Origin of the sequence: Kordiimonas sp. (genome assembly GCF_048260245.1) — a bacterium.
Lineage (GTDB): Bacteria > Pseudomonadota > Alphaproteobacteria > Sphingomonadales > Kordiimonadaceae > Kordiimonas.
The window spans coordinates 19,949-41,275 of sequence record NZ_JBLXGZ010000006.1 but is presented as its reverse complement, the minus strand read 5'-3'; the positions used below and the strand labels follow the sequence as shown (position 1 = coordinate 41,275).

General features: G+C 56.1%; 20 protein-coding genes and 1 pseudogene. 3 read left to right on the top strand and 18 right to left on the bottom strand.

The window, feature by feature from the left end; genetic code table 11:
- Position 1 precedes the first annotated feature (1 nt).
- Both ACN0VM_RS05040 and ACN0VM_RS05035 read left to right on the top strand, forming a co-directional pair.
- Entirely contained in the window at positions 2 to 907 is a 906-nt protein-coding gene (locus ACN0VM_RS05040) for an MBL fold metallo-hydrolase (RefSeq protein ID WP_417449758.1), read from the top strand.
- Between the two features lie 111 nt (positions 908 to 1,018).
- Positions 1,019 to 1,801 (top strand): sulfotransferase, encoded by a 783-nt coding sequence (locus ACN0VM_RS05035; protein ID WP_417449757.1) that lies wholly within the window; start codon positions 1,019 to 1,021, stop codon positions 1,799 to 1,801.
- Here the strand turns inward: ACN0VM_RS05035 and ACN0VM_RS05030 are convergent.
- The 4 genes and pseudogenes from ACN0VM_RS05030 to ACN0VM_RS05015 form a co-directional block, all read right to left on the bottom strand.
- On the bottom strand, positions 1,798 to 2,853 hold the full coding sequence (locus tag ACN0VM_RS05030) for a glycosyltransferase family protein (protein WP_417449756.1): 1,056 nt from the start codon (positions 2,851 to 2,853) through the stop codon (positions 1,798 to 1,800). The genes ACN0VM_RS05035 and ACN0VM_RS05030 overlap by 4 nt on opposite strands.
- A 67-nt stretch (positions 2,854 to 2,920) precedes the next feature.
- A pseudogene (metH, locus tag ACN0VM_RS05025) lies at positions 2,921 to 6,630 on the bottom strand (methionine synthase).
- Positions 6,631 to 6,632: 2 nt separating this feature from the next.
- Positions 6,633 to 7,547 carry a methylenetetrahydrofolate reductase gene (gene metF / locus ACN0VM_RS05020; RefSeq protein WP_417449755.1) on the bottom strand — a complete coding sequence of 305 codons (915 nt, stop codon included), beginning with the start codon at positions 7,545 to 7,547 and terminating at the stop codon, positions 6,633 to 6,635.
- Between the two features lie 5 nt (positions 7,548 to 7,552).
- Positions 7,553 to 8,494: an ArsR/SmtB family transcription factor gene (locus ACN0VM_RS05015; RefSeq protein WP_417449754.1), complete on the bottom strand. Its 942-nt coding sequence runs from the start codon at positions 8,492 to 8,494 to the stop codon at positions 7,553 to 7,555.
- Between the two features lie 231 nt (positions 8,495 to 8,725).
- Here ACN0VM_RS05015 and ACN0VM_RS05010 point away from each other — a divergent pair, with 231 nt between their 5' ends.
- Positions 8,726 to 9,529, top strand: coding sequence for a VacJ family lipoprotein (locus tag ACN0VM_RS05010; RefSeq protein ID WP_417449753.1), 804 nt, complete (start codon positions 8,726 to 8,728; stop codon positions 9,527 to 9,529).
- A gap of 56 nt (positions 9,530 to 9,585) precedes the next feature.
- On the opposite strand, the gene ettA is transcribed toward ACN0VM_RS05010, so the two are convergent.
- The 14 genes from ettA to ACN0VM_RS04940 form a co-directional block, all read right to left on the bottom strand.
- On the bottom strand, positions 9,586 to 11,256 hold the full coding sequence (gene ettA / locus ACN0VM_RS05005) for an energy-dependent translational throttle protein EttA (protein WP_417449752.1): 1,671 nt from the start codon (positions 11,254 to 11,256) through the stop codon (positions 9,586 to 9,588).
- Positions 11,257 to 11,355: 99 nt separating this feature from the next.
- Positions 11,356 to 11,775 carry a GFA family protein gene (locus ACN0VM_RS05000; protein WP_417449751.1) on the bottom strand — a complete coding sequence of 140 codons (420 nt, stop codon included), beginning with the start codon at positions 11,773 to 11,775 and terminating at the stop codon, positions 11,356 to 11,358.
- A gap of 15 nt (positions 11,776 to 11,790) precedes the next feature.
- Entirely contained in the window at positions 11,791 to 12,450 is a 660-nt protein-coding gene (locus ACN0VM_RS04995; RefSeq protein ID WP_417449750.1) for a glutathione S-transferase family protein, read from the bottom strand.
- A gap of 17 nt (positions 12,451 to 12,467) precedes the next feature.
- A complete protein-coding gene (locus ACN0VM_RS04990) occupies positions 12,468 to 13,148 on the bottom strand; it encodes a glutathione S-transferase family protein (protein ID WP_417449748.1) in 681 nt (226 codons plus the stop codon).
- A gap of 24 nt (positions 13,149 to 13,172) precedes the next feature.
- A complete protein-coding gene (locus ACN0VM_RS04985) occupies positions 13,173 to 13,811 on the bottom strand; it encodes a LysE/ArgO family amino acid transporter (protein WP_417449747.1) in 639 nt (212 codons plus the stop codon).
- Positions 13,812 to 13,846: 35 nt separating this feature from the next.
- On the bottom strand, positions 13,847 to 14,839 hold the full coding sequence (locus ACN0VM_RS04980) for an alpha/beta fold hydrolase (RefSeq protein ID WP_417449746.1): 993 nt from the start codon (positions 14,837 to 14,839) through the stop codon (positions 13,847 to 13,849).
- An 18-nt stretch (positions 14,840 to 14,857) separates the two neighbouring features.
- On the bottom strand, positions 14,858 to 16,225 hold the full coding sequence (locus tag ACN0VM_RS04975) for a sodium-dependent transporter (RefSeq protein WP_417449745.1): 1,368 nt from the start codon (positions 16,223 to 16,225) through the stop codon (positions 14,858 to 14,860).
- Between the two features lie 18 nt (positions 16,226 to 16,243).
- Entirely contained in the window at positions 16,244 to 18,139 is a 1,896-nt protein-coding gene (locus tag ACN0VM_RS04970; RefSeq protein WP_417449744.1) for an NAD(P)-binding protein, read from the bottom strand.
- Between the two features lie 94 nt (positions 18,140 to 18,233).
- The gene (locus ACN0VM_RS04965) at positions 18,234 to 18,578 is read right to left on the bottom strand and encodes an endonuclease NucS domain-containing protein (protein WP_417449743.1); all 345 of its coding nucleotides are present in this window, start codon (positions 18,576 to 18,578) and stop codon (positions 18,234 to 18,236) included.
- Between the two features lie 48 nt (positions 18,579 to 18,626).
- Positions 18,627 to 18,965, bottom strand: a complete 339-nt coding sequence (locus ACN0VM_RS04960; RefSeq protein WP_417449742.1) for a hypothetical protein — start codon at positions 18,963 to 18,965, stop codon at positions 18,627 to 18,629.
- Between the two features lie 23 nt (positions 18,966 to 18,988).
- Entirely contained in the window at positions 18,989 to 19,468 is a 480-nt protein-coding gene (locus ACN0VM_RS04955; RefSeq protein ID WP_417449741.1) for a glutathione peroxidase, read from the bottom strand.
- A gap of 67 nt (positions 19,469 to 19,535) precedes the next feature.
- Entirely contained in the window at positions 19,536 to 19,916 is a 381-nt protein-coding gene (locus ACN0VM_RS04950) for a DUF6768 family protein (RefSeq protein ID WP_417449740.1), read from the bottom strand.
- The gene (locus ACN0VM_RS04945; RefSeq protein ID WP_417449833.1) at positions 19,909 to 20,445 is read right to left on the bottom strand and encodes an RNA polymerase sigma factor; all 537 of its coding nucleotides are present in this window, start codon (positions 20,443 to 20,445) and stop codon (positions 19,909 to 19,911) included. The genes ACN0VM_RS04950 and ACN0VM_RS04945 overlap by 8 nt, the downstream gene beginning before the upstream one ends.
- A 67-nt stretch (positions 20,446 to 20,512) precedes the next feature.
- Positions 20,513 to 21,322 carry a PhzF family phenazine biosynthesis protein gene (locus ACN0VM_RS04940; RefSeq protein ID WP_417449739.1) on the bottom strand — a complete coding sequence of 270 codons (810 nt, stop codon included), beginning with the start codon at positions 21,320 to 21,322 and terminating at the stop codon, positions 20,513 to 20,515.
- Between the last annotated feature and the right edge of the window lie 5 nt (positions 21,323 to 21,327).

Sequence of the window (21,327 nt, the reverse complement as noted above, 5' to 3'; positions counted from 1 at the left end):
CATGTTGGGCATCATTCGCGGCACGCTTATGTGCATGCTTTTTTTCACCATACAAACGCACGCGACAGACATGAAACTTGTCATGTTGGGTACCGGCACGCCAAACGCCGATCCCGCTCGCTCCGGCCCCTCTGTCGCCGTTGTCGTCGGCGGCAGGTCCTTCGTTGTTGATGCCGGGCCTGGGTTAGTGCGCCGCGCCGCAGCTGCCGCAGCAAACGGCATCCCCGCGCTTGCCCCCGACAAGCTCGATACCGCTTTCCTCACGCACTTGCATTCGGACCACACCGTCGGCCTGCCCGACCTTATTTTCACTTCCTGGGTACTCGAACGGCCGATGCCTCTAAGGCTTTATGGCCCGCCGGGCACCTCCGCGATGGCACAACATTTGGCCCAAGCCTACCGTCTGGACGTTGACATACGCCTGAACGGGCTGGAGCCAGCCATGCCTGAAGGGCACAAGGTAGAAGTCACAGAAATCACGCCCGGCATTGTGCTCTCAGGAGGTGACCTCACGGTAGAGGCGATTCCCGTCATGCATGGCAGTTGGAAAGAAGCGTACGGCTATAAATTCACGTCAGGTGGCAAAACCATTGTCATCTCGGGCGATGCGCGGCCCAGCTCGGCGCTCACCGAAGCAGCGAAGGGCGTGGATATCCTTGTGCATGAGGTCTATTCAGACGCCGGTTTCAAAAGGCGGGAACCTGTCTGGCAAAATTATCATGCCAGCTTCCACACGTCCGCGAGCGAACTGGCCGCCATCGCGAACGAGGCAAAACCAAAACTTCTGGTGCTTTACCACCAATTATACTGGGGCACAGCCGACGAGGACCTCGTAAGGGAAATCCACGCCGCCGGTTATGACGGCGCGGTTATCTCAGCCAAGGACCTTGAGGTGTTTGAGCCTTGAAGCCAGGGACAACATAGCTTACGACGACAATACCCAAGCAAATGAAATATGCCAGAACATGGCCTCGGCAGGGTCATACAAGGCCGCGCCAGAACTTAAGAAGACATATTAATGACGCCAAGCGACGAAACCATGACACCGCCTGTCATCATTTTAGGCGTGCACCGCAGCGGCACCAGCCTTCTTACCCGCATGATGGAAGCCTTGGGCCTATTTGTTGGTCATGACCTTCAGGGCGACCACGAAAGCCGCATCTTCATTCAGGTGAATAACAAGTTTTTCGAGAAGACCCAATCCAGTTGGGACCGCCCTGCCTACCCTACTCAAGAACATATTGACGCCAATGTCATCGGCGGCATAGTCAAAGCTAACCTCCCGCAGATACGCGCGAGTTTTGGCCCGATGAATGCCCCGTGGGGATTCAAAGACCCTCGAACGGTCACAACTCTGCCGCTATGGAAACGCCTCTTCCCCAATGCCAAAATCGTTTATATTACTCGAAGCCCTTTTGACATCGCCCAGTCCCTGACCAAGCGACACAACGAGCTGATAGAACGGGGTATATTCCCAAGAAGCGGTGATTTCTCCAAGGGGAATGTTCGCTTCACCCAACGCTGTGCCACTGTGGAAGGCAGCCTATCGTTCGCGCTCGAACAGGTTGATTTCATTGACCGCCTGAAGGAGGGCGGCACGGCAAATCCGTGTCTGCAACTCAGTTATGAGGGGCTGTTGCGTGACCCGTCGGCCGAACTGCGGCGGATTGTCCGTTTTATAGGACTTTCACCAGATAGAGATGCCCTGACTGCCGCAGCCGCGATGCCAACAAACCAAGATGCGGTCAAGCTGCAGAATGTTGCTGGAGCCTATTTTCCGGCCCTCTCTGGCACGCCCTAGGGTCTACCTGCCGGATACCGCTCAAGCATGGCTTCTGTAAGCTTTTTGCGCCGATCCCAAAGGTCATAGTACCAGTCAACCCATTCGTGGATGCGGTCTATGAGCATGCGATTTTCGAGAACATAGTGATAAGCGTTGTCGGCAAGTTTTTCACGGTACGCCTTGTCGGTGATCAAGCGCTCAAGCGCTTGTTCCCACTCTCCCTCCGAACGGGCAATTAGCCCAGTCTTCCCATGCTCTATGCTGTCCTGATAAACGGTCGGGCTTGCAATCACAGCATTTCGCGTACCCCCGGCCTCAACAAACTTCACGTCGCTCTTGTGCCGCGTAAAGATGTCATCATGAAGGGGGAGGAGTGCGATATCACAGAGGGACATATGCTCCAGATATTCAGAGTAGCTGCATGACTTCAGGAAGGTTTTTTTCGGTACATCGATGGCGTCATAAAACTCCTGATCGGCGATCACCACAGGTGCCACATTGGGATGCCGCCGAAATACGCGGTTAAATACATCCAGCAGAGGCCGCCAGGCCTCTCCCCTGTTGAAGGCACCAAAGAATATCCGTACCTTACTTTTGTCACCGATGCGATACTTCGGCATCTCGCCATAATGGTTTGGAAAGACGGCCACTTCTGAATTATAATTCAGGAAAAGATCACGCAACTGCGGCGTGGTTGTCTGTACGGCGTGACAGGCGGAGAAAATATCCCACTGCATGGAATCCGCCCATTTTGCCCTGCTGGATTTTACCGGTGTCAACGGATAGTCGTCACGTTCAACAACCACAAGCCAGTCGCGTAGCACAGCCTCTTTGATAACGCCTGGCCACGCCTCAGGGTCATTCAGGCAGCGTTGAAGCAGAATAATCCTGGGCGCATCGTCATGAATTTTCGGCATGAAACGAATTTCATTGCTTAGCCTCCGCACATTGGCACCTCGCATCCGAAGTGCCTGAATGGGCAAGGTTGACCGCACGTCCAGCCAGTTGGACACAAAACTGCAGTAAACCAGATTAACTGGTCGATTTACTTGGGCTCCCCTACTCGGCATGCGCGCTCCTATGCACGTTCAAGACACGTTTCCTTCCAATAGGCCAAGGCTTATATTTGGTCTAGGACTAATCGGCAAGGTTGGGCCGGATCCAGCGTTTTATCTGGTCGGTATCCACACCGCGGCGGTCGGCATACTCAGCCACTTGGTCTTCACCCACCTTGCCAACGCCAAAATAGCGCGTCTCGGGGTGCGCGAAATAGAAGCCGGAAACTGCCGCTGTCGGCAGCATGGCGAAACTTTCCGTCAGATGAATACCGGCCTCTGCTTCCGCGTCCAGAAGGCGGAACAGCTCGGGCTTTTCGCTATGGTCCGGGCACGCCGGGTAACCGGGTGCCGGGCGAATGCCTGAGTAGCGTTCCTTGATCAGCTCAGCCTTGTCCAGATTTTCATCCGCAGCATAACCCCAGAACTCCTTGCGCACCCGCTCATGCATACGCTCGGCAAAGGCTTCGGCCAGCCGGTCAGCCAGCGCTTTTAGGAGGATGTCGTTATAGTCGTCATGCGCGGCCTTGAAACGCGCCAGATGTTCCTCAATCCCGTGCCCGGTGGTGACGGCAAAGCCGCCCACCCAGTCAGGCTTTGCGCCTGCGGGGGCGACAAAATCAGCAAGGCAATCATTGGCGCGGCCTTCACGCTTCTGTACTTGCTGCCGTAGGAAATGCAGGCGCGTCAGCTCCTCATTCCGGTTATCACCGGTATAGAGCACCACATCGTCACCCACGGCATTGGCCGGCCAGAAACCCACAACAGCCTTGGCTGTCAGCCATTTTTCATCGACGATCTGTTTGAGCATGGCTTGTGCATCGGCAAACAGGCTGCGCGCACTTTCGCCCACGACCTTGTCCTCAAGGATCGCCGGGTAATTGCCCGCCAGTTCCCACGTGCGGAAAAACGGTGTCCAGTCGATATAGGGCACCAGTTCCGCCAACGGATAATCATCAAACACTTTTGTGCCGGTAAACGCCGGGCGCACAGGGGTAAAAGCATCAAAGTCAGGCGTGGCCTTGTTGGCGCGCGCGGCCTCAAGGCTCACCAGCCGGTCGGACTTTGGCCGGGCGAGGCGCTTTTCGCGGATATCGTCATACTCGGCCTTCACCTTGGCGACAAAATCGGCACGCATGCCTTCCGACACCAGCGTGCTGGCGACACCCACTGCACGGGAAGCATCCAGCACGTGCGTCACGGCGCCCGAATACTCCGGTGCTATCTTGACAGCGGTGTGCACACGGCTGGTGGTAGCGCCGCCAATCAGAAGCGGAGTATTGAAGCCCGAACGCTCCATCTCGTGCGCCACGGTCACCATCTCATCAAGGCTGGGTGTGATCAGCCCGGAAAGACCGATCATATCCGCACCGTGATCGTTCGCGGCCTTGAGGATATCCGCCCAAGGCACCATCACACCAAGGTCGATGACCTCAAAGTTGTTACACTGCAGCACCACGCCGACAATATTTTTGCCGATATCGTGCACGTCACCCTTCACGGTGGCCATGACAATCTTGCCCTTGGCTTTGGCGCCTTCGGCTTTCTCGGCCTCGATATAGGGTTGCAGGTAGTTGACCGATTGTTTCATCACGCGGGCGGATTTCACCACCTGGGGCAGGAACATTTCGCCCGCGCCAAACAGGTCACCGACCACATTCATACCGTCCATCAACGGGCCTTCAATCACCTCGATGGGGCGGTCGAACATCTGCCGCGCTTCTTCCGTATCCTCAATGATATAATCGGCGATGCCCTTTACCAGTGCATGCTCAAGCCGTTTGGCGACCGGCTGTTCGCGCCACGACAAGTCCTCAACGCGGGCAACGCCGCCCTGACCCTTGAACTGATCAGCGATTTCAAGCAAGCGTTCCGTGGCATCTGAGCGCCGGTTCAGGATCACATCCTCCACCCGCTCCTTAAGCTCAGGCGGTATATCGGAATAAACCGTGAGCTGGCCTGCGTTCACAATGCCCATATCCATGCCCGCGCGCACGGCATGATAGAGGAACACGCTGTGCATCGCCTCGCGCACCGGGTTGTTGCCCCGGAAGGAGAAAGACACATTAGACACCCCGCCCGACACTTTGGCGTACGGCAGGTTCTTTTTGATCAGCTTTGTCGCTTCAATGAAGTCCACACCGTAGTTGTCGTGTTCCTCAATACCGGTGGCGACCGCGAAAATATTCGGGTCAAAGATGATATCCTCGGGTGGGAAACCAACCTCGTTCACCAGAATATCGTAGGAGCGTTTGCAGATATCGAACTTGCGCTCAAGCGTATCCGCCTGCCCCTTCTCATCAAACGCCATCACCACAACGGCAGCGCCATAACGCATAACCCGTTTCGCGTACGAAACAAAATCGTCCTTGCCTTCCTTGAGGCTGATCGAGTTAACCACCGCCTTGCCCTGCACACACTTCAGCCCCGCCTCGATCACAGACCATTTGGAGCTGTCGATCATGACCGGCACACGGGCGATATCCGGTTCAGCCGCCAAAAGTTTGAGGAATTTTTCCATCGCTTCTTCAGCGTCAAGCATGGCGTCATCGAAGTTGATGTCGATAATCTGCGCGCCGCCTTCCACCTGATGACGCGCAACAGAAACGGCTTCCTCATAGTTCTCCTCAAAGATCAGTTTCTTGAACTTTGCGGAACCGGCAACATTGGTACGTTCGCCAACATTGATAAACTGGGCAGTGGGTCTACTCATGAATGGATACCTTACTCAGCCGCGTTGATAATGGTGATGGGGTCAATGCCGGAAAGCCGCATTGCGGGTTTGTGCTTGGGCACTTTGCGCGGTGCGACGCCCTCAACCGCCTTTGCGATCGCCGCGATATGCTCAGGCGTGGTACCGCAACAACCGCCGACGATATTCAACAGGCCTTCCTTGGCCCATTCCTTCAAATGGCCACCGGTGACCTCTGGCGTTTCGTCATATTCACCCATCTCGTTCGGCAGCCCCGCGTTAGGGTAGATCGCGATGCGCGCATCTGCAATGGCGGATAATGTCACCGCATGCGGGCGCAGGTGTTCCGCCCCAAACGCACAATTAAGGCCGATGGTGAACGGCTTGGCGTGGCGCACTGAATACCAGAAGGCTTCGACCGTCTGGCCCGACAGGTTACGGCCCGACATATCCGTCACGGTACAGGAGAGCATGATCGGCAACTTGGTGCCGCGTGCTTCAAACACATTTTCGGTGGCGAAAATCGCTGCCTTGGCGTTCAGGGTATCAAACACTGTCTCAATCAGGATGATATCCGCGCCGCCTTCCATCAGACCGTCCACCTGCTCCTCATAAGCTGCGACGACATCATCAAAGTTCACTTCCCGGAAACCGGGGTTGTTCACATCGGGCGAAACGCTGAGCGTTTTGTTGGTCGGGCCAACAGAACCAGCGACAAAACGCGGCTTGTCCGGCGTGCGCGCTGTCCATTCATCGGCCACACGGCGGGCCAGCCGTGCACCTTCCACATTGATTTCGCGCGCCAGCGCCTGCATATCATAATCCGCCATGGATATTGACGTGCCATTAAAAGTATCGGTCTCGATAATGTCCGCGCCAGCAGCCAGAAACGCGCCATGAATGTCAGCAATCACATCCGGGTTGGTCAGCACCAGAAGGTCATTGTTGCCCTTGAGGTCCGACGGCCAGTCCTTGAAGCGTTCGCCGCGATAATCCGCTTCCTGCAGCTTACGCTTCTGGATCATGGTGCCCATGGCACCGTCCATCACCAGAATGCGTTCAGCGGCCAGCTTGTTCAGAAGTTCCAGTTTACCCGACATGATCAAACCTCTTCATCAGCACCGCGTATGCCCAGCATGTGGCAAATCGCATAGGTAAGCTCCGCGCGGTTGAGCGTGTAAAAATGAAAATCGCGCACGCCGCCTGCATACAGACGCCGTACCATCTCACCAGCAACTGTTGCAGCAACAAGGCTGCGGGTTTGCGGGCGTTCGTCCAGTCCCTCGAACAACTTGCCAAGCCACGCCGGCACACTGGCGCCACAGGCCCCGGCAAAATTCTTCAGGGTGGCAAAATTGGTTACCGGCAGAATACCTGGCACCACCGGCACATCAATGCCGTAGCTTTCGCAGTGGTCAAGAAAGCGGAAATAGCTATCAGGTTCAAAGAAGAACTGCGTGATGGCACGATTTGCGCCCGCATCCACCTTGCGCTTGAGGTTCTCAAGGTCGGCAGCCAGATTGGCACTATCGGGGTGGCGTTCGGGATATGCAGCGACAGAGATATCAAAATCCCCAACCGCACGCAGGCCTTCCACCAGCGCCGCCGCGTTTTCATACCCGCCAGGATGCGGCGTATAACTGTCGGCCCCTTCCGGCGGATCACCCCTGAGCGCGACGATAGAGCGCACGCCGGCTTCCCAATAATCGCGGATAACCTCGTCAACCTCGCCTTTTGTTGCCCCAACACAGGTCAGGTGGGCCGCAGGTGTCAGGCTGGTCTCATCCAGAATGCGCTTGACCGTTTTGTGGGTGCGCTCCCGCGTGGTGCCCCCAGCACCATAGGTGACCGAGACAAACTCGGGGTGCAAAGCCTCAAGCGTCTTGATCGAATGCCAAAGGGTTTCTTCCATCTTCGGCGTTTTGGGCGGGAAAAACTCAAACGACACGTTCACGTCATGCGCCATCTCTTCAAACAGCGACGGTCCAGCAACACCGATAGCACCACTTCGGGCCATAACCCCTACTCCTTACCAATTGCGGGCTTGTCGCACCGCCAGATCGTTACACGCAAACGGCCACCATCAAGGTGACGCACTTCTTTTGTCTCCAGCCCTGCGACTGCACACCAGTTGACCACTTCATCATCTGTAAAACCAAGGCGGCGATGGGCCTGCTCTTCACGCAGGTATTCTTCGCGGTGTGGGGCGAAGTCTGCTACAAGCAGGCTACCGCCCGGCGCCAGCACACGTGCAGCTTCGCGCACAGCACGCAAAGGGTCGTCTGCAAAGTGCAGTACCTGATGAAACAATACCGTGTCCTGGCTATTATCCTTCAGCGCAAGCGCATACATATCACCCTGCCGCACCTGGGCCTGTTCAAGCCCTTTTATGGCCAGGTTACCGCGCGCTACTGCCAGCATATCCCGCGACACGTCGATGCCCAATAACTGCTCGGCACGGCAGGCAAATACCTCAAGCATACGACCGGTTCCTGTGCCCACGTCCAGCACGCGTCCCATCATGCGTCCGCCCTGCATATCAAGAAGTGCAGCTTCAACTTCTTCCTCGGCGACATAAAGCGAACGAATCTGATCCCACTCTTCCGCGTGGGCGCGGAAATAGGCCTGCGCTTTTTCAAACCGTTCTGTGCGTATGTCATCCAATATCTTATAGTCGGCTGCAAGCTCGCCATCCACAGCGGGCAACAGCTCCAGCAATGCTGTATTGAGCTTGGCGCCCAGTCCGGCATCTGCCAGACGGTAAAATACCTGTGTACCTTCCTGAAACCTGTCCAACAGCCCGGCTTCACCCATCAACTTCAGATGGCGCGATACACGCGGCTGGCTCTGGTCCAGAATCTGCACCAGTTCGCCCACGGTCAATTCGCCCTTACCGAGAAGGGCAAGGATGCGAAGCCGTGTCGCTTCGCCAGCGGCACGGAGAGCAGCCAATAGGTGTTCCATAAGACAGAGTTCCGATTTTGTTCAGATCATAATATAAAGATTTCTTTATATATGTAAAGTGATGATTTTTTGCAGGTGGCGGGATATTTTTTCTAACCCGCTCACACGGGCATGTGAATAAGGAGGGGGTAAAAATGTGCGTATGCTCTTGTACAAACAGCCCATTATTGCCACATTGTTGCAATAATTGCGAAAAAAGAAAATTTAATCGAGCCTGCGACTGAGGACAGTATGATATTTTCACACACCGGCAAATGCGTGCTTGCAGCCGCAGCCTTGCTGATGACGGCTGGATGCGCTTCCACGCACCCGGGCACCGCGACTGCGGCCCACGACCCGCTGGAGCCAATGAACCGCGCCATATTCGAGTTTAACCGCGTTACTGACCGCGTGATCCTTAAACCGGCCAGTTCGGTATACATAGCTGTGGTACCTGAAGTTCCCAGACAAGGCGTATCGAACGTGATGCGGAACCTGCGCGAACCGTGGGTATTCCTCAATGATCTGCTTCAGTTCAAATTTGACAGGGCTGGTGCAACACTGGGACGCTTCCTCCTGAACTCCACAGTCGGGATAGCCGGCCTTTTTAAGGTTTCTGACGATGTAGGCATCCCTTATCACCATGAAGACTTCGGGCAAACGCTTGCAACATGGGGGATTGGTGATGGGCCTTATCTTGTCCTGCCGTTTCTGGGGCCTTCAAATGGCCGGGATGCCATAGGTTTTGTCGCCAATGTCTACGGCGACCCTGTGACTCTTACTCTTGATGAAATCGACGACAGCAAAAAATTCTTCGACCTGAGCCTGACCCGCACGGCGATCGAGGCATTTGACGCGCGCGTTCGCCTGCACAAAACACTTGATGAGCTCTATAAGGAAGACGACCCTTATGTCATCGCGCGGTCCGTATACTGGCAAACCCGACGCAACGCCATTTATGACGGCAACCCGCCACAGCCGGAAGAAGACCTCTTTGATATGCTTGAGGAACAGCAGGCCGAAATAGACGCGGAAGACGCGGAGCAAAACAACTGACCAAAATAAAAAGGGCCCCGACATCGGGGCCCCTTCTTTTAACCTGCGCCTGCCTCTTAGCGGGTAAAGCGCCGGTATTTGATGCGGTGCGGCTGGGTTGCATCTGCTCCCAGGCGGCGCTTCTTGTCTTCTTCATAGGCTTCAAAGTTGCCTTCGAACCACTCCACATGGCTGTCGCCTTCAAAGGCCAGGATGTGGGTTGCAATACGGTCAAGGAAGAAGCGGTCGTGGCTAATAACCACGGCGCAACCAGCGAAGTTTTCAAGCGCCTCTTCAAGGGCCGCAAGCGTTTCGGTATCAAGGTCGTTTGTCGGCTCATCAAGCAGGAGTACGTTGCCCCCCTCCTTGAGCATTTTGGCAAGGTGTACGCGGTTACGTTCACCACCTGACAGCAGGCCAACCTTCTTCTGCTGATCACCGCCTTTGAAGTTGAACGCGCCCACATAGGCGCGGGTGTTAATCTCGGTTTTACCGAAATAAAACACATCATGCCCGCCGGAGATTTCCTCCCAGACGTTTTTGTCAGCGTGCAGCGCGTCGCGGGACTGGTCTACGTATCCCAGCTCAACGGTTTCGCCCACATTGATCTCGCCAGAGTCCGGCTTTTCCTGGCCGGTAATCAACTTGAAGAGCGTGGTCTTACCGGCACCGTTGGGGCCAATCACGCCAACAATGCCCCCAGGTGGCAGGCTGAAGTCAAGCCCGTCAAACAGCAGCTTGTCACCGAAAGCTTTGGTCAGCCCGTTGGCTTCGATCACTTTTCCGCCAAGGCGTTTTGGTGGCTGAATCTTGATTTGCGCCGGGCCTGCAACACGGTCATGTTGCTGCTCGATCATCTCGTCATAAGCCTTAATGCGTGCCTTGGACTTGGCCTGCCGCGCCTTGGGCGACTGCCGGATCCACTCCAGCTCCGATTCCATGGCTTTCTGGCGCGCCTTGTCTGAGCGTTCTTCCTGCGCCATGCGCTTGGTCTTCATCTCAAGCCATGCGCTATAGTTGCCTTCAAACGGGATGCCCTGACCACGGTCAAGCTCCAGCACCCACCCCACAACGTTATCAAGGAAGTAGCGATCGTGCGTAACCAAAATCACACAGCCCTTGTATTGTTGCAGGTGTTTCTCAAGCCATGCCACGGTTTCTGCGTCAAGGTGGTTGGTTGGTTCATCAAGCAGCAGAATTTCAGGCTTCTCCAGCAACAGCTTGCACAGCGCCACCCGGCGTTTCTCACCGCCTGATAGCTTGTCCACCGGCCAATCATTTGGCGGGCAGCACAGCGCGTCCATCGCCACTTCAGCGCGCGACTGCAAATCCCACGCGTCGGCGGCGTCGATTTGTTCCTGCAGTTCGCCCATTTTGGCCAGGAGGTCCATATTCTCCGGGTCCATGCCATAGTCGGTCGCGACCTGGTTGAAGTCATCCACCAGTGCCTGAGTGGCTGCCAAACCTTCCATCACGTTACCCAGCACGTCTTTTTCCGGGTTCAGTTGTGGTTCCTGCGGCAGGTACCCGACGCGGATACCTTCGGCAGCCCATGCTTCGCCGGCAAACTCCTTGTCGTAGCCAGCCATGATTTTCATCAGGGTCGACTTACCCGCGCCGTTCTGGCCGATGACAGCGATCTTGGCGTCCGGCATGAAGTTGAGGGAGACGTTGTTGAGCACCTGTTTGCCGCCCGCATAGGTCTTGGACAGCTTGTGCATCTGGTAAACATACTGATAGGAGGCCATGAAATCGGTCCTTGGAATTTCGCGTGAAAACTTTGCGCCTCTGTTAACGCAGAATGACGGCCAGAACAAGCGGCTTTGCGTGGCAGGCAACGCTATTCGTCAGCCCTTGCCCTCGTCTTCAAATTTCTGGAAGGCGGGCAGATGGTCGCTCAGTTCCACCCACGGCATGCGGGTTTTCACATAGACATGAGCGTCGGGCTCGAACTCACCTGCCTGATCAAGGAACAGGGCGTGGAAATGAATTTCACCCGGCCATGCCTCGCCTTCAAACGATACAGGGCTACCGCATGTGCCGCAAAAGCGTCTTTTCACCCCGGGGCTGGATTTATATAACTTCGGATCCTCCCCGGTGAAACGCACAGCCACACGTTCAAAGCCCACATAGGTCGCATAGCCAGCGCTGGTTGCTTTTTGGCAACTGGGGCAGTGGCAATGGCTTGCCCATTTGGCTTTTGCCACGATCTCCGCCTTCACACTGCCGCACAGGCACCGACCGGTATAATTGACCTCTTCACTCATATTTTCCTCCGCTCCCTATTCACTTTTGTCGCCGAAGAACTTGTCATAGGCTTTTTTGGTACGCGCAAAACTGCGCGTCACCACCGGGTCGTCCTTTACCCTGGCCCAATAATCTGCAAGCCTCTCATTGTCGCCAAAGCCTTCCAGCCCAAAACGAGGCATCAAGGCGCCATACCAATACAGATGCGAAATCAGCGCACAGTCGGCAATGGTCCAGTCGTCCCCCACCGCGTATTTACCGCCGCCCATATATTTACTGACGTATGCAAGCGCCGTAGGGATATCTTGCTCCCGCGCCTTTGCGATCTCGTCATCGGTAGCGGTGCCACCAAAGGCGACACGCCCCATCGGGCGCACCGCTTCCGCGTAATAGAGATCAAGGATGCGGCCAATCGCGCGTGCATCGGTTGCTGCGTCAAAATCTTCGGGCGTCAATAGCCTGCCGCCTAGCGTGCGGTCCAGATATTCCAGAATGAGTTGCCCCTCGGTCAGGGTCGTACCGTCATCCTTGACCAGATAGGGAATTTTCCCCAAAGGGTGAGCCTCGAAGTGCGCGTCGGATTTGAAACCGCCGTCCGGCATGCCGTACTCAAGCTTGTCGGTCACGCCTTTGATATCAAGGCCGATATACACACGCTCAAAATAGGGTGATACACTTTCGCCGATCAGCTTCATGGGCTTCCCTCCCCGTTTTAACTTGCCTGCTGTGCCTTCGCGGCGCGGATACGCTCGAGAAAAAACTCAAGCGATGCCGCCATACGCCCGTGGCTTCTGGTCACGATATCAGATTCGCGGTTTTTCTCCCACCATGCTGACAGTTTAGGCCAACCGGTGAAGACATCCACGTCAAATTCCTTGAGGAAAACAAGGAAATGGAACATGTGCGGTATAAGTGCCGCGTCACCGAAGCTGAAGGCATCGCCAACGGCATATTGCTCACCTGTGATGTGGCTTTCCAGCAGATCAAGCCCAAAGGGCAAGCCTTCCTCAAGCGCGAGTTCGATAGCTGCTTCATCGCGAATGCCACGGGTGATGGTTTTCGCTAGCGGCGCGGTTTGGATACCGACATAAAGGTCAACCGTGCGGGCCAGTAGCTTCGCCCGCGCGGCGTGCAGCGGATCGGACGGCATCAAGTCAGGACCACTGAGTGTATCATTCAAATATTCGGCAATCACCTGCCCTTCCGAAAGCACCATACCATCCGGCAATAGCAGATAAGGGATCTTCCCAGACGGATTGACCGCCCGTGCTTCAGGCGTGCCGAAGCTCGCAGGCGGCAGCGCCAGCTCCACTTCGTCCAACATACCTTTGGCATCGAGGGTGATGAGCACACGCTCCACATAGGGTGAAAGGCTGACACCAACCAACTTCATAGCTTTTTCCTCGCCTGTTTTTTTCTAAAGAGAAAGTTGATGCCGTATCAGCAGGAATGCAACCCCCAGCATGACAATCGTGATCACACTATCGAGAACGCGCCATGTCGCTGGTTTCTTGAACAGCGGCGCGGCCCGTTTGGCGCCATAGCCAATGCTGTAGAACCACAGCGCGGACGCCATCGTAGCCCCTGCCATAAACATGAAACGCGCAGTATCGGTCTCATAGCGGACGCTGACACCACCAATCAGCACCATGGTATCGACATAAGCCCAGGGGTTGAGCCATGCAAACGCCAGCGCGTGGAGGATAGCGACCCCGACCCCCTTGCCTGCGGCATCACCGGCAGAGCCTTCGATACGGTCATCGGTTATCACATCGGGTTTGATCGCAGCCTTCAGGCTTTTGAGCGCAAACCATAACAAAAACGCCGTCCCGCCCCAGCCAAGCCAGTAGGCAATAGTGGGGTAATCAGCAAAAAAACGGCCAACTCCCAATACACCAAGCGCGATCATCAACGCGTCGGAAATAAATGTGGTGGTGGTGACGGCAAAAACGTGCCTGTGCTTCAGCCCCTGCCTGAGCACGTAAAAATTCTGCGGCCCGATCGCCAGTAAAAGCCCGAGCGAGACCAAGAATCCCTCAAATAAAATCGATGCCATCACGCTGCCTTCCACTCAAATGCAGCCTGACCTCTTCAGGCAAAGTGGCGCTGCACCCAGTCCATGATCGCGGCGTTCACATCATCCGCGCGTTCCTGCTGGCTCCAGTGCCCACAGCCCTTGAGATCAATCCGCTCATAGGGCGCGCACATATCAGCCATGGGCTCAGCAATAGCAGGTGGGCAGGCCCGGTCAAGGTCGGCTGTAATCATCAGGCAAGGCATATTCACATGCGGCAGTCTGCCACCTTCGAGGAAGCGTTTCTGGTCCTGCCAGTTAGCGGTGAAATTGCGGTACCAGTGGATGGGGCCGGTGAGACCGTTTTTGGCATACGCTTTTGCATAAACAGCCGTTTCCTCATCCGAAAGCAACTGCTCACCCCCCCAAGCGTCCTCCCCTTTTTCCAGCAGGCCAAGAAGGTCGAGACTTTTTTCCTCAAACGGTACGTCGCTTTTTTGCACCTTGCCCCTGTTGGGTTTACGCAGGAAGAACTTGAAAGTCTGCATCAGGTCGCGCTCAAGAATCGGCTCGCACGCGCCCTCTTCCTGAAAGCGCACGATATACATGTCATCGCCGAAGCGCATGCGGAACATGGCGATTGGGTCCATCGGATAATGCGGCAGCAGCGGCACATTCAGCCCGGCGCAGCCCAGCACACGGTCAGGCATGTAAAACGGTAGTTGCCAAAGCACGATAGCGCCCCAGTCATGGCCAACAAACACTGCTTTCTCAATACCGTAGTGATCTAAAAGCCCTCTCAGGTCATCCGTCAGTTTCTGCATGGTATATTCAGCGACACCGTCTGGAGCGTCCGAGACGCCATAGCCGCGCTGGTCAGGGGCAAATACGCTGTGGCCGGCCTCGGCAAACGCCGTCATCTGTGCACGCCAGCTATAGGCTATCTCGGGAAAGCCGTGCAGGAAAAAGACCGGTGGTTTTTCGCTCGCCTCAGGCGGCGGACCCATACGGTAAACGCCCAGTGTCACGCCGTTTGTTGGCACCATCTCCGGCGCTGGCCAATCCGTCATACAGTCCTCCCCTTTGTCTCAGCCGACCACCGCGCCAATAAACAGCGCGGTGATCGCCAGCGGTGCAATAAAGCGCACCACCCCGTACCAAAGGGTAAATAGCCTGCCTTCCGCCATCGGCAAGGCTGCGCGCACAACCTCACGCTTGAGCGCCCAACCGATAATCAGGCAATAAGCCAGGCCCGACAGCGGCAGGATAAAGTTGCTGACACCTTCGCGGATCAGGTCAAAGGCTGTCATGCCGTTCAACCCGAATGCCGCCAGCGGATAAACGCCCCGCCCGCCTGCGAAGGAATAGACGGTCAACAGGCTTAACATCACCGCTGCACCCGCCATAAGACAGGCGGCCACGGGGCGGCTTACTCGCGCTTCTGCCAGCCGCTGCACAGTGGGTGACAACAGCGAGATTGAACTGGTGACAGCGGCAAATGTCAGCAAGAGGAAAAAGATGAAGGCAACAAAGGCACCGCCCGGCACTTCGGCGAAAATAATCGGCAGCGTGAGGAACACCAGCCCCGGGCCTGCCGTAGGTTCCACCCCGCTTGCGAACACCAGCGGAAAGATGGCAAGGCCAGCGGCAAGTGCCACAAACAGGTCCATCGCCACGATCCAAAAGGTGGCACGTGGCAGGCGTACATCATCGCCCATATAGGAGCCATAGGTCATAAGCCCTCCCACACCCACACCAAGGGTGAAAAAGGCCTGCCCCACAGCTTCCAGAAACAGGCGGGAGCTAAAATTAATCTCATGGAAACCAAAAAGAAAATTCACTGCAGCGCCCATATCGCCGGTGTGTCCGGAATAGGCCACAAGCCCGATCAGCATGATAAACAGCAGCGGCATCATCACTTTACCCGCGCGTTCAATCCCGGTGCGTATATCAAACGACACGATAGCCGCAGTAAAGGCCATGAAAGCCGCAGACCACAGCGCCATGGCCCATGGGTTGGCTTTAAAATCTGCGTCCAGTTTGGTCACGGCACTTTCCGACCAACCACCAAAACCACCTTCAAGTGCGATAAGGCCGTAATACATCGCCTGCCCTGCGATGACAGCATAAAAACTCAGCACCATCAGCGTGCCAATAAGCCCAATCCAGCCGACGCTGGGCCAGCGAAGGCGCGAACCAGTGCTGGCCTGCAGTTTCGCCAGGGCCGTTGGCGGGCTGGCCTTGCCCATGCGGCCAATCAGCATTTCCGCCATAAAAGCGGGCCCGGCCACAAAGGCCAGCGCCAGTAGGTAAATAAGCACAAAACCGCCGCCGCCATTTTGGCCCGCAACATAAGTAAAACCCCAGACATTGCCAAGCCCGACGGCAGACCCTGCCGCCGCGATAATGAATGCCAGCCGTGATGTGAACGACGGGTAAGCTCCCTTCGCCTGCATACACTCCCCCTTACGCTTTTATGCCCCGTACAGCGTATCCACGGCACGGATTGCGGCGTCAACTGCGCCGTTGACGTAAGCGTAAGCGGAACTGTCAGAATTGGCGATGGCTAATTTGCCAACGGGCGCACGCGCCTCGATGTGCGGGCCTTTTTCGGGGCTCCAGTCGCCGTCATAAAGCTCATTATATTCATAGGCATAGCCGTGTGGCCACCGGTTGACTGTAATGCCTGCGATATCGCGTTCTGCGTCAAAACCATAAGGCCCAAAGGCTTGCGTCAACTCATCCACAATGGCGGTCTCGAAGTCCTCGAATGTCAGGGCGTACATCTCATAACGGCCTGCCTTGTGCTGCTCGCGCGAGGTCAGGCCTGGCGCTGTCGGTACATAGGTCATGTGCAGGGCGATGGGGTCCTCCGGTTTGGCAGCAAAGGCATAGCCGCCCATCGAGACAGGGAAGTCGAGCGAATAGTTGGAAAACAGCGCACCGGGGGTGAAGACATAATGCACCCCGGCCTTCTTGAAGGCCTGCCAGTTGCGCAGTGCCACGGTGATATACGCCAGCGGCACTTTCTCTGCCCAGTCGAGCAATTCCCGCTGTGTTTGGCTCAACTCCGGCATGATGTAGGGCAGGATATGGTTATAACACGCCATAATGCCCGCACGCGCTTCCACGCGCTCCACCTTGCCGTCGCGCACATAGGTAACCTCAACACCCTTATCGGTGTTCACCGCCTGAACAGCGGTGCTTGAAAGCCGAATGCGCACGTTATTCTCCTCGCGGTCAAGCCGGTCGTAGTGCGCGCGGGCGAGCACCTCGTCTTCCATCGAATGCGCCGGCAGCGCATCGGGGATCAGCTTTGCCACCGCCAGCCGCGCCACACCGGCGTTGCCGTCAGGGAAGTGGAAGATATAGGGCTCCTCCGATGTGTAGGCTTTGGGCAGCGTCTCGGGGTCGAGCCCAAGGCCCAATGTGCCGCCCTGCCAAAGCCGTGCCGCCTCAAGGCCCGATATTGCATCCCAACCCAGCCCCCACAGGCCCGTCACCTCGTTGCGCATCAGCGTGAGTGCATCCTCACCAAGCCCGCCATATTCACGCATGCAATGTTCATAGGAATGACTGCGCAGATAATCGATCTTCTCATCAAATGACATATGCGCGAGCCAATTGGGCTGTTCCACCAGCCAGTGGTGCATGGCCTTTTTGTCGGCGTCGCCCAGCGGTAGTTTGTCGATCATCGCCGCGATGCGCTTCTTGCCGTCATCGTCATGGGCCGCCCAAACCGCAGTTGCCCCGCCGCCCGGCCCGATGGGGATCAATTCACCACCGGGGAAACGCTCAGGGTTCGGATGAACCGCCACGCCAAGGCCCGCGCGTTCATAAAAGGTCTGGTCAAAATAACGGTAAAATTTTTCGGTATCGATGCCCAGCGTCTCAAGGAATGCTTTTGCACCCGCGCTATAGTGGCCCGGGGCCTCAATCGACTGGCTACCGCCGTAACCGATCAGGGTTTTGCCGTCCACGGTGAATTCATTGCGCTTGGCGTGGCCGCCAAAGTCGTCATGGTTGTCGATGATCAGGATACGCCCGTCACCACCCAGCTTTTCCTGCGCCAGCACCGCACTCGCCAGCCCGCTGATGCCGCCACCCACGATGACAAGATCATAAAGCCCGTCGGTCGCATCCTTCGGCCGTTCGAAGGTTTTACCCTCCCACGAGATGGCGTGGGCAACCTCAAAGCTGCCCACGTGGCTGCCGCGCATACCGGTTTTGGCGGGTGGGTATGTCCACACACCGTCCGACTTCACCAGCCCTTCGGCCACGGCAGCCACGGGGCTCATGCCTGCGGCCAGCCCCACAAGCGCCACACCGCCCATAAAATCGCGTCTGCTGATGTCCCAAAGCTTGGACATGATACTATTCCCCCGCATGACCGGCCAAATACTGCTGCCGTGCCGGGAAGCATATCGCTTTTGCACAGCCTACAAAAGCAAAAATGTGATCACATTAACAGTCTTCGAAGTTGAAGGAGATGCTGTATTTCTTTAGTGTGATAGCAGGGACCAAACGAACAGCTGACAACACTTTTGAATCGAACTCGCCCGCAACGATAATGCCGCGAACAGCATCTTCAGGCTCGTCTTCGGCCAAATCTCCCATATATCCCAGTATTTGGCCTACAGCTTCTCTTCTGGCTTTCCCTGCCTTTAACTCAATGACAACAAGATCGCCATTTTGCGCACGCGCCAAAATATCGATATATCCAGATGAAACCCGCCGCTCAACGCCCCCATCCGCGATTTGCAAACCCGTTTCGAGGCTATCCAATGTTTCCCTAAGCGAGCGCTGCATATCGCGCTCCAACCCAAATAAGTTCTTTTCTGGAACTGAATACTGATTTTAAGAATTAGAATCCTCAGGCTCAGCCGCGACATCAAACTCCTCTTCACACTCCTCAAGAAACTGACGATATAGAGAGGCTGCGAAGCTATAAGAAGATAGATTGCTCCGAACATTACCATTGAAGGGTATCTTAGAGGGATTCGGTTTGTTCCGCCTTTCGTCTGCAGTACTATATGTCAATTCCGCGATGACAGAGTCCAGCTTATCTTTTTTGTATTGTTGATCTAGATCGCCATATTCTTTCTCTACACGTCCTGCACGATGTAACTGAGCAGTAACTGTGCCATCCGCATATTTTTTTACCGTGCGCAACCAGTTCTCATATTCTCCTCTCATGACCTGTTCACCTTAACTGTGATTTAAAGCAACGCTTCAATATGCTTGCGGATGGCTTCGGGCTTGTCAGTGGGCGCGAAGCGTTTGACGACTTCACCTTCCTTGTTCACCAGAAACTTGGTGAAGTTCCACTTGATGCCCTGCGAGCCCAGCACGCCCTTTTTCTCGGCCTTCAGGTGTTTGTATAATGGTGCCGCGCCTTCGCCGTTCACGTCAATTTTGGCAAACATCGGGAAGCTGACACCATAGTTGATCTGGCAGAACTCGCCAATCTCATCATTGCTGCCGGGATCCTGCTTGCCAAACTGGTTGCAAGGGAAGCCCAAGATCTCAAGCCCCTTGTCCTTGAGATCCTTGTAAAGCACCTCCAGCCCTTCAAACTGGGGCGTGAAGCCACATTTGGATGCCGTGTTCACGATCAGCAGAACCTTGCCCTTATAGGCACTCAGGTCTTCCGTTTTGCCATTCAGGCGTTCGCAGGTGAAATCGTGAACTGTGGTCATTGGTGTGCTCCCTTATGCCGTGTGCCCCGTAATGGTAGCGCAAGGCATAAGGATAGCAAGCCCAAGCCTACACATCACGCCGCGCGCGCACCAGTTTCGCCACCACCAGCTCCAGTCGCTTGATCTCGCGCATCATGGAGGAGCGGTACATTTCAAGCCACTGCCACTGTTTGAGCGCCACCTGCGCGTTAAGCGCCACGAGAAACCACACACCCCAGAACACACGGTCATCGGTGCCGGGTGCGATATAAAATCGGTACCCGCACCAGAACATCAGTCCGGTGACCACCAGGGTAATGCCCCCCGTTAGCCACATCCAGCGCCTGAGCCCGCCGGTGTAGGCCGCCGCGACCATATCGGGCAGACCGTCCTTGCTGGCGAGCAGTTCGTCGATGTCACCGGTTTCACGTTCAAGTTCCGCACGAATGCGTTCATCAAGTTTAGTCATTGTCGTCTCCTGCCATTTGCTGTCGTAACTGGGCTCGGGCCCGGTGAAGCCGTGACTTGACGGTGCCGAGAGGAAGCTCCAGCACCGCTGCCATTTCCGAGAGCTTCATATCTTCAAGGTAGAAAAGGGTAAGCACAATGCGGTCCGCCGCACTCAGCGCGGCCATGTGGCTATCAAGCTGGCTTTGTGTGGCCAACTCAGGCTCGCCGGAGCCTGTTGCAAACTCCATGTCGTCAAGCGGGACCGGTACGTCACCGCGCTTGCGAACAATATCCACCAACCGCCAACGCACCGCACGGTATATCCAGATACGGAAGGCACGCGGGTCGTCAAGGGTGCGTATTGTCCGTGCAAGGCTGAGCCATGCTTCCTGCACGGCATCATGTGCGAGGCCCGCGTCACCTGACAAACGATAGGCAAAGCGGACCAGTGGCTTGTTATAGCGCTTGAAAAGATCGGCAAAGGCCCGGCGGCATCCGCCTTTTGCCGCAAGGACAAGCAGGTCTTCTTCTGCGCGGGTTTCATCCATGGGCACGATCTTGCATCCTCTTCTACTCCCTAAGGACGCAACAGGGTGGGAAAAGGTTCGTTATTTTTTAGGCAGGCAGCATTAGCGTGCCACGGATGACTTCAACCGCAAAACCCGCAATTTTCACACGGGTGTCCGTGACCTCAAGCCACAGGTCTCCGCCCCGGCCCGATATCTGCCGCGCGAACAAGTGCGTCTTACCCAAGCGGTCAGCCCAGTATGGCGCTGACACACAGTGGGCGGAACCTGTCACCGGGTCTTCGGGGATACCGTGGTTGGGGAAAAAGCAGCGCGAAACAAAATCTACAGCACCCTGCCCCGGTGCCGTGGCGACAAAACCGTATGGCGCGAAGGCCTGAAGCGCGCTCAGGTCGGGCGCAAGCGCCGCAACATCGTCAGACGACGCATAGACGAGCAGCAGGTCCCGGTCGCCAGCCTCGCTTTTCAGCACGGCGTCGGGTTCACGTCCCATTGCCACGCCAAGGCCAGTGGGCAACGAGAATGGCAACGGCAGATAGTTGGGAAAATCAAGGCACAGTTTGCCGTCTACCTGCCGCGTCACCGCCATCGTGCCGGAACGGGTTTCAAACTGCACATCCTCGAGATCAGGCTCAAGGTGAGTGAAAACCACATGCGCGCTGGCCAGCGTTGCGTGGCCGCAAATCTCCACCTCTACTGTGGGAGTGAACCAGCGTAGATCATAATGCCCGCCAGCGCGTCTTACGATATAGGCCGTTTCAGCAAGGTTGTTTTCAGCCGCGATGGCTTGCATCAGGTCGTCTGCAAGGAATTCAGGCAAGGGACACACCGCGGCCGGATTACCCGTAAAAGGCCGGCTAGTGAAAGCGTCAACCTGATAGAATGAGATCTCTCGCACGGCGC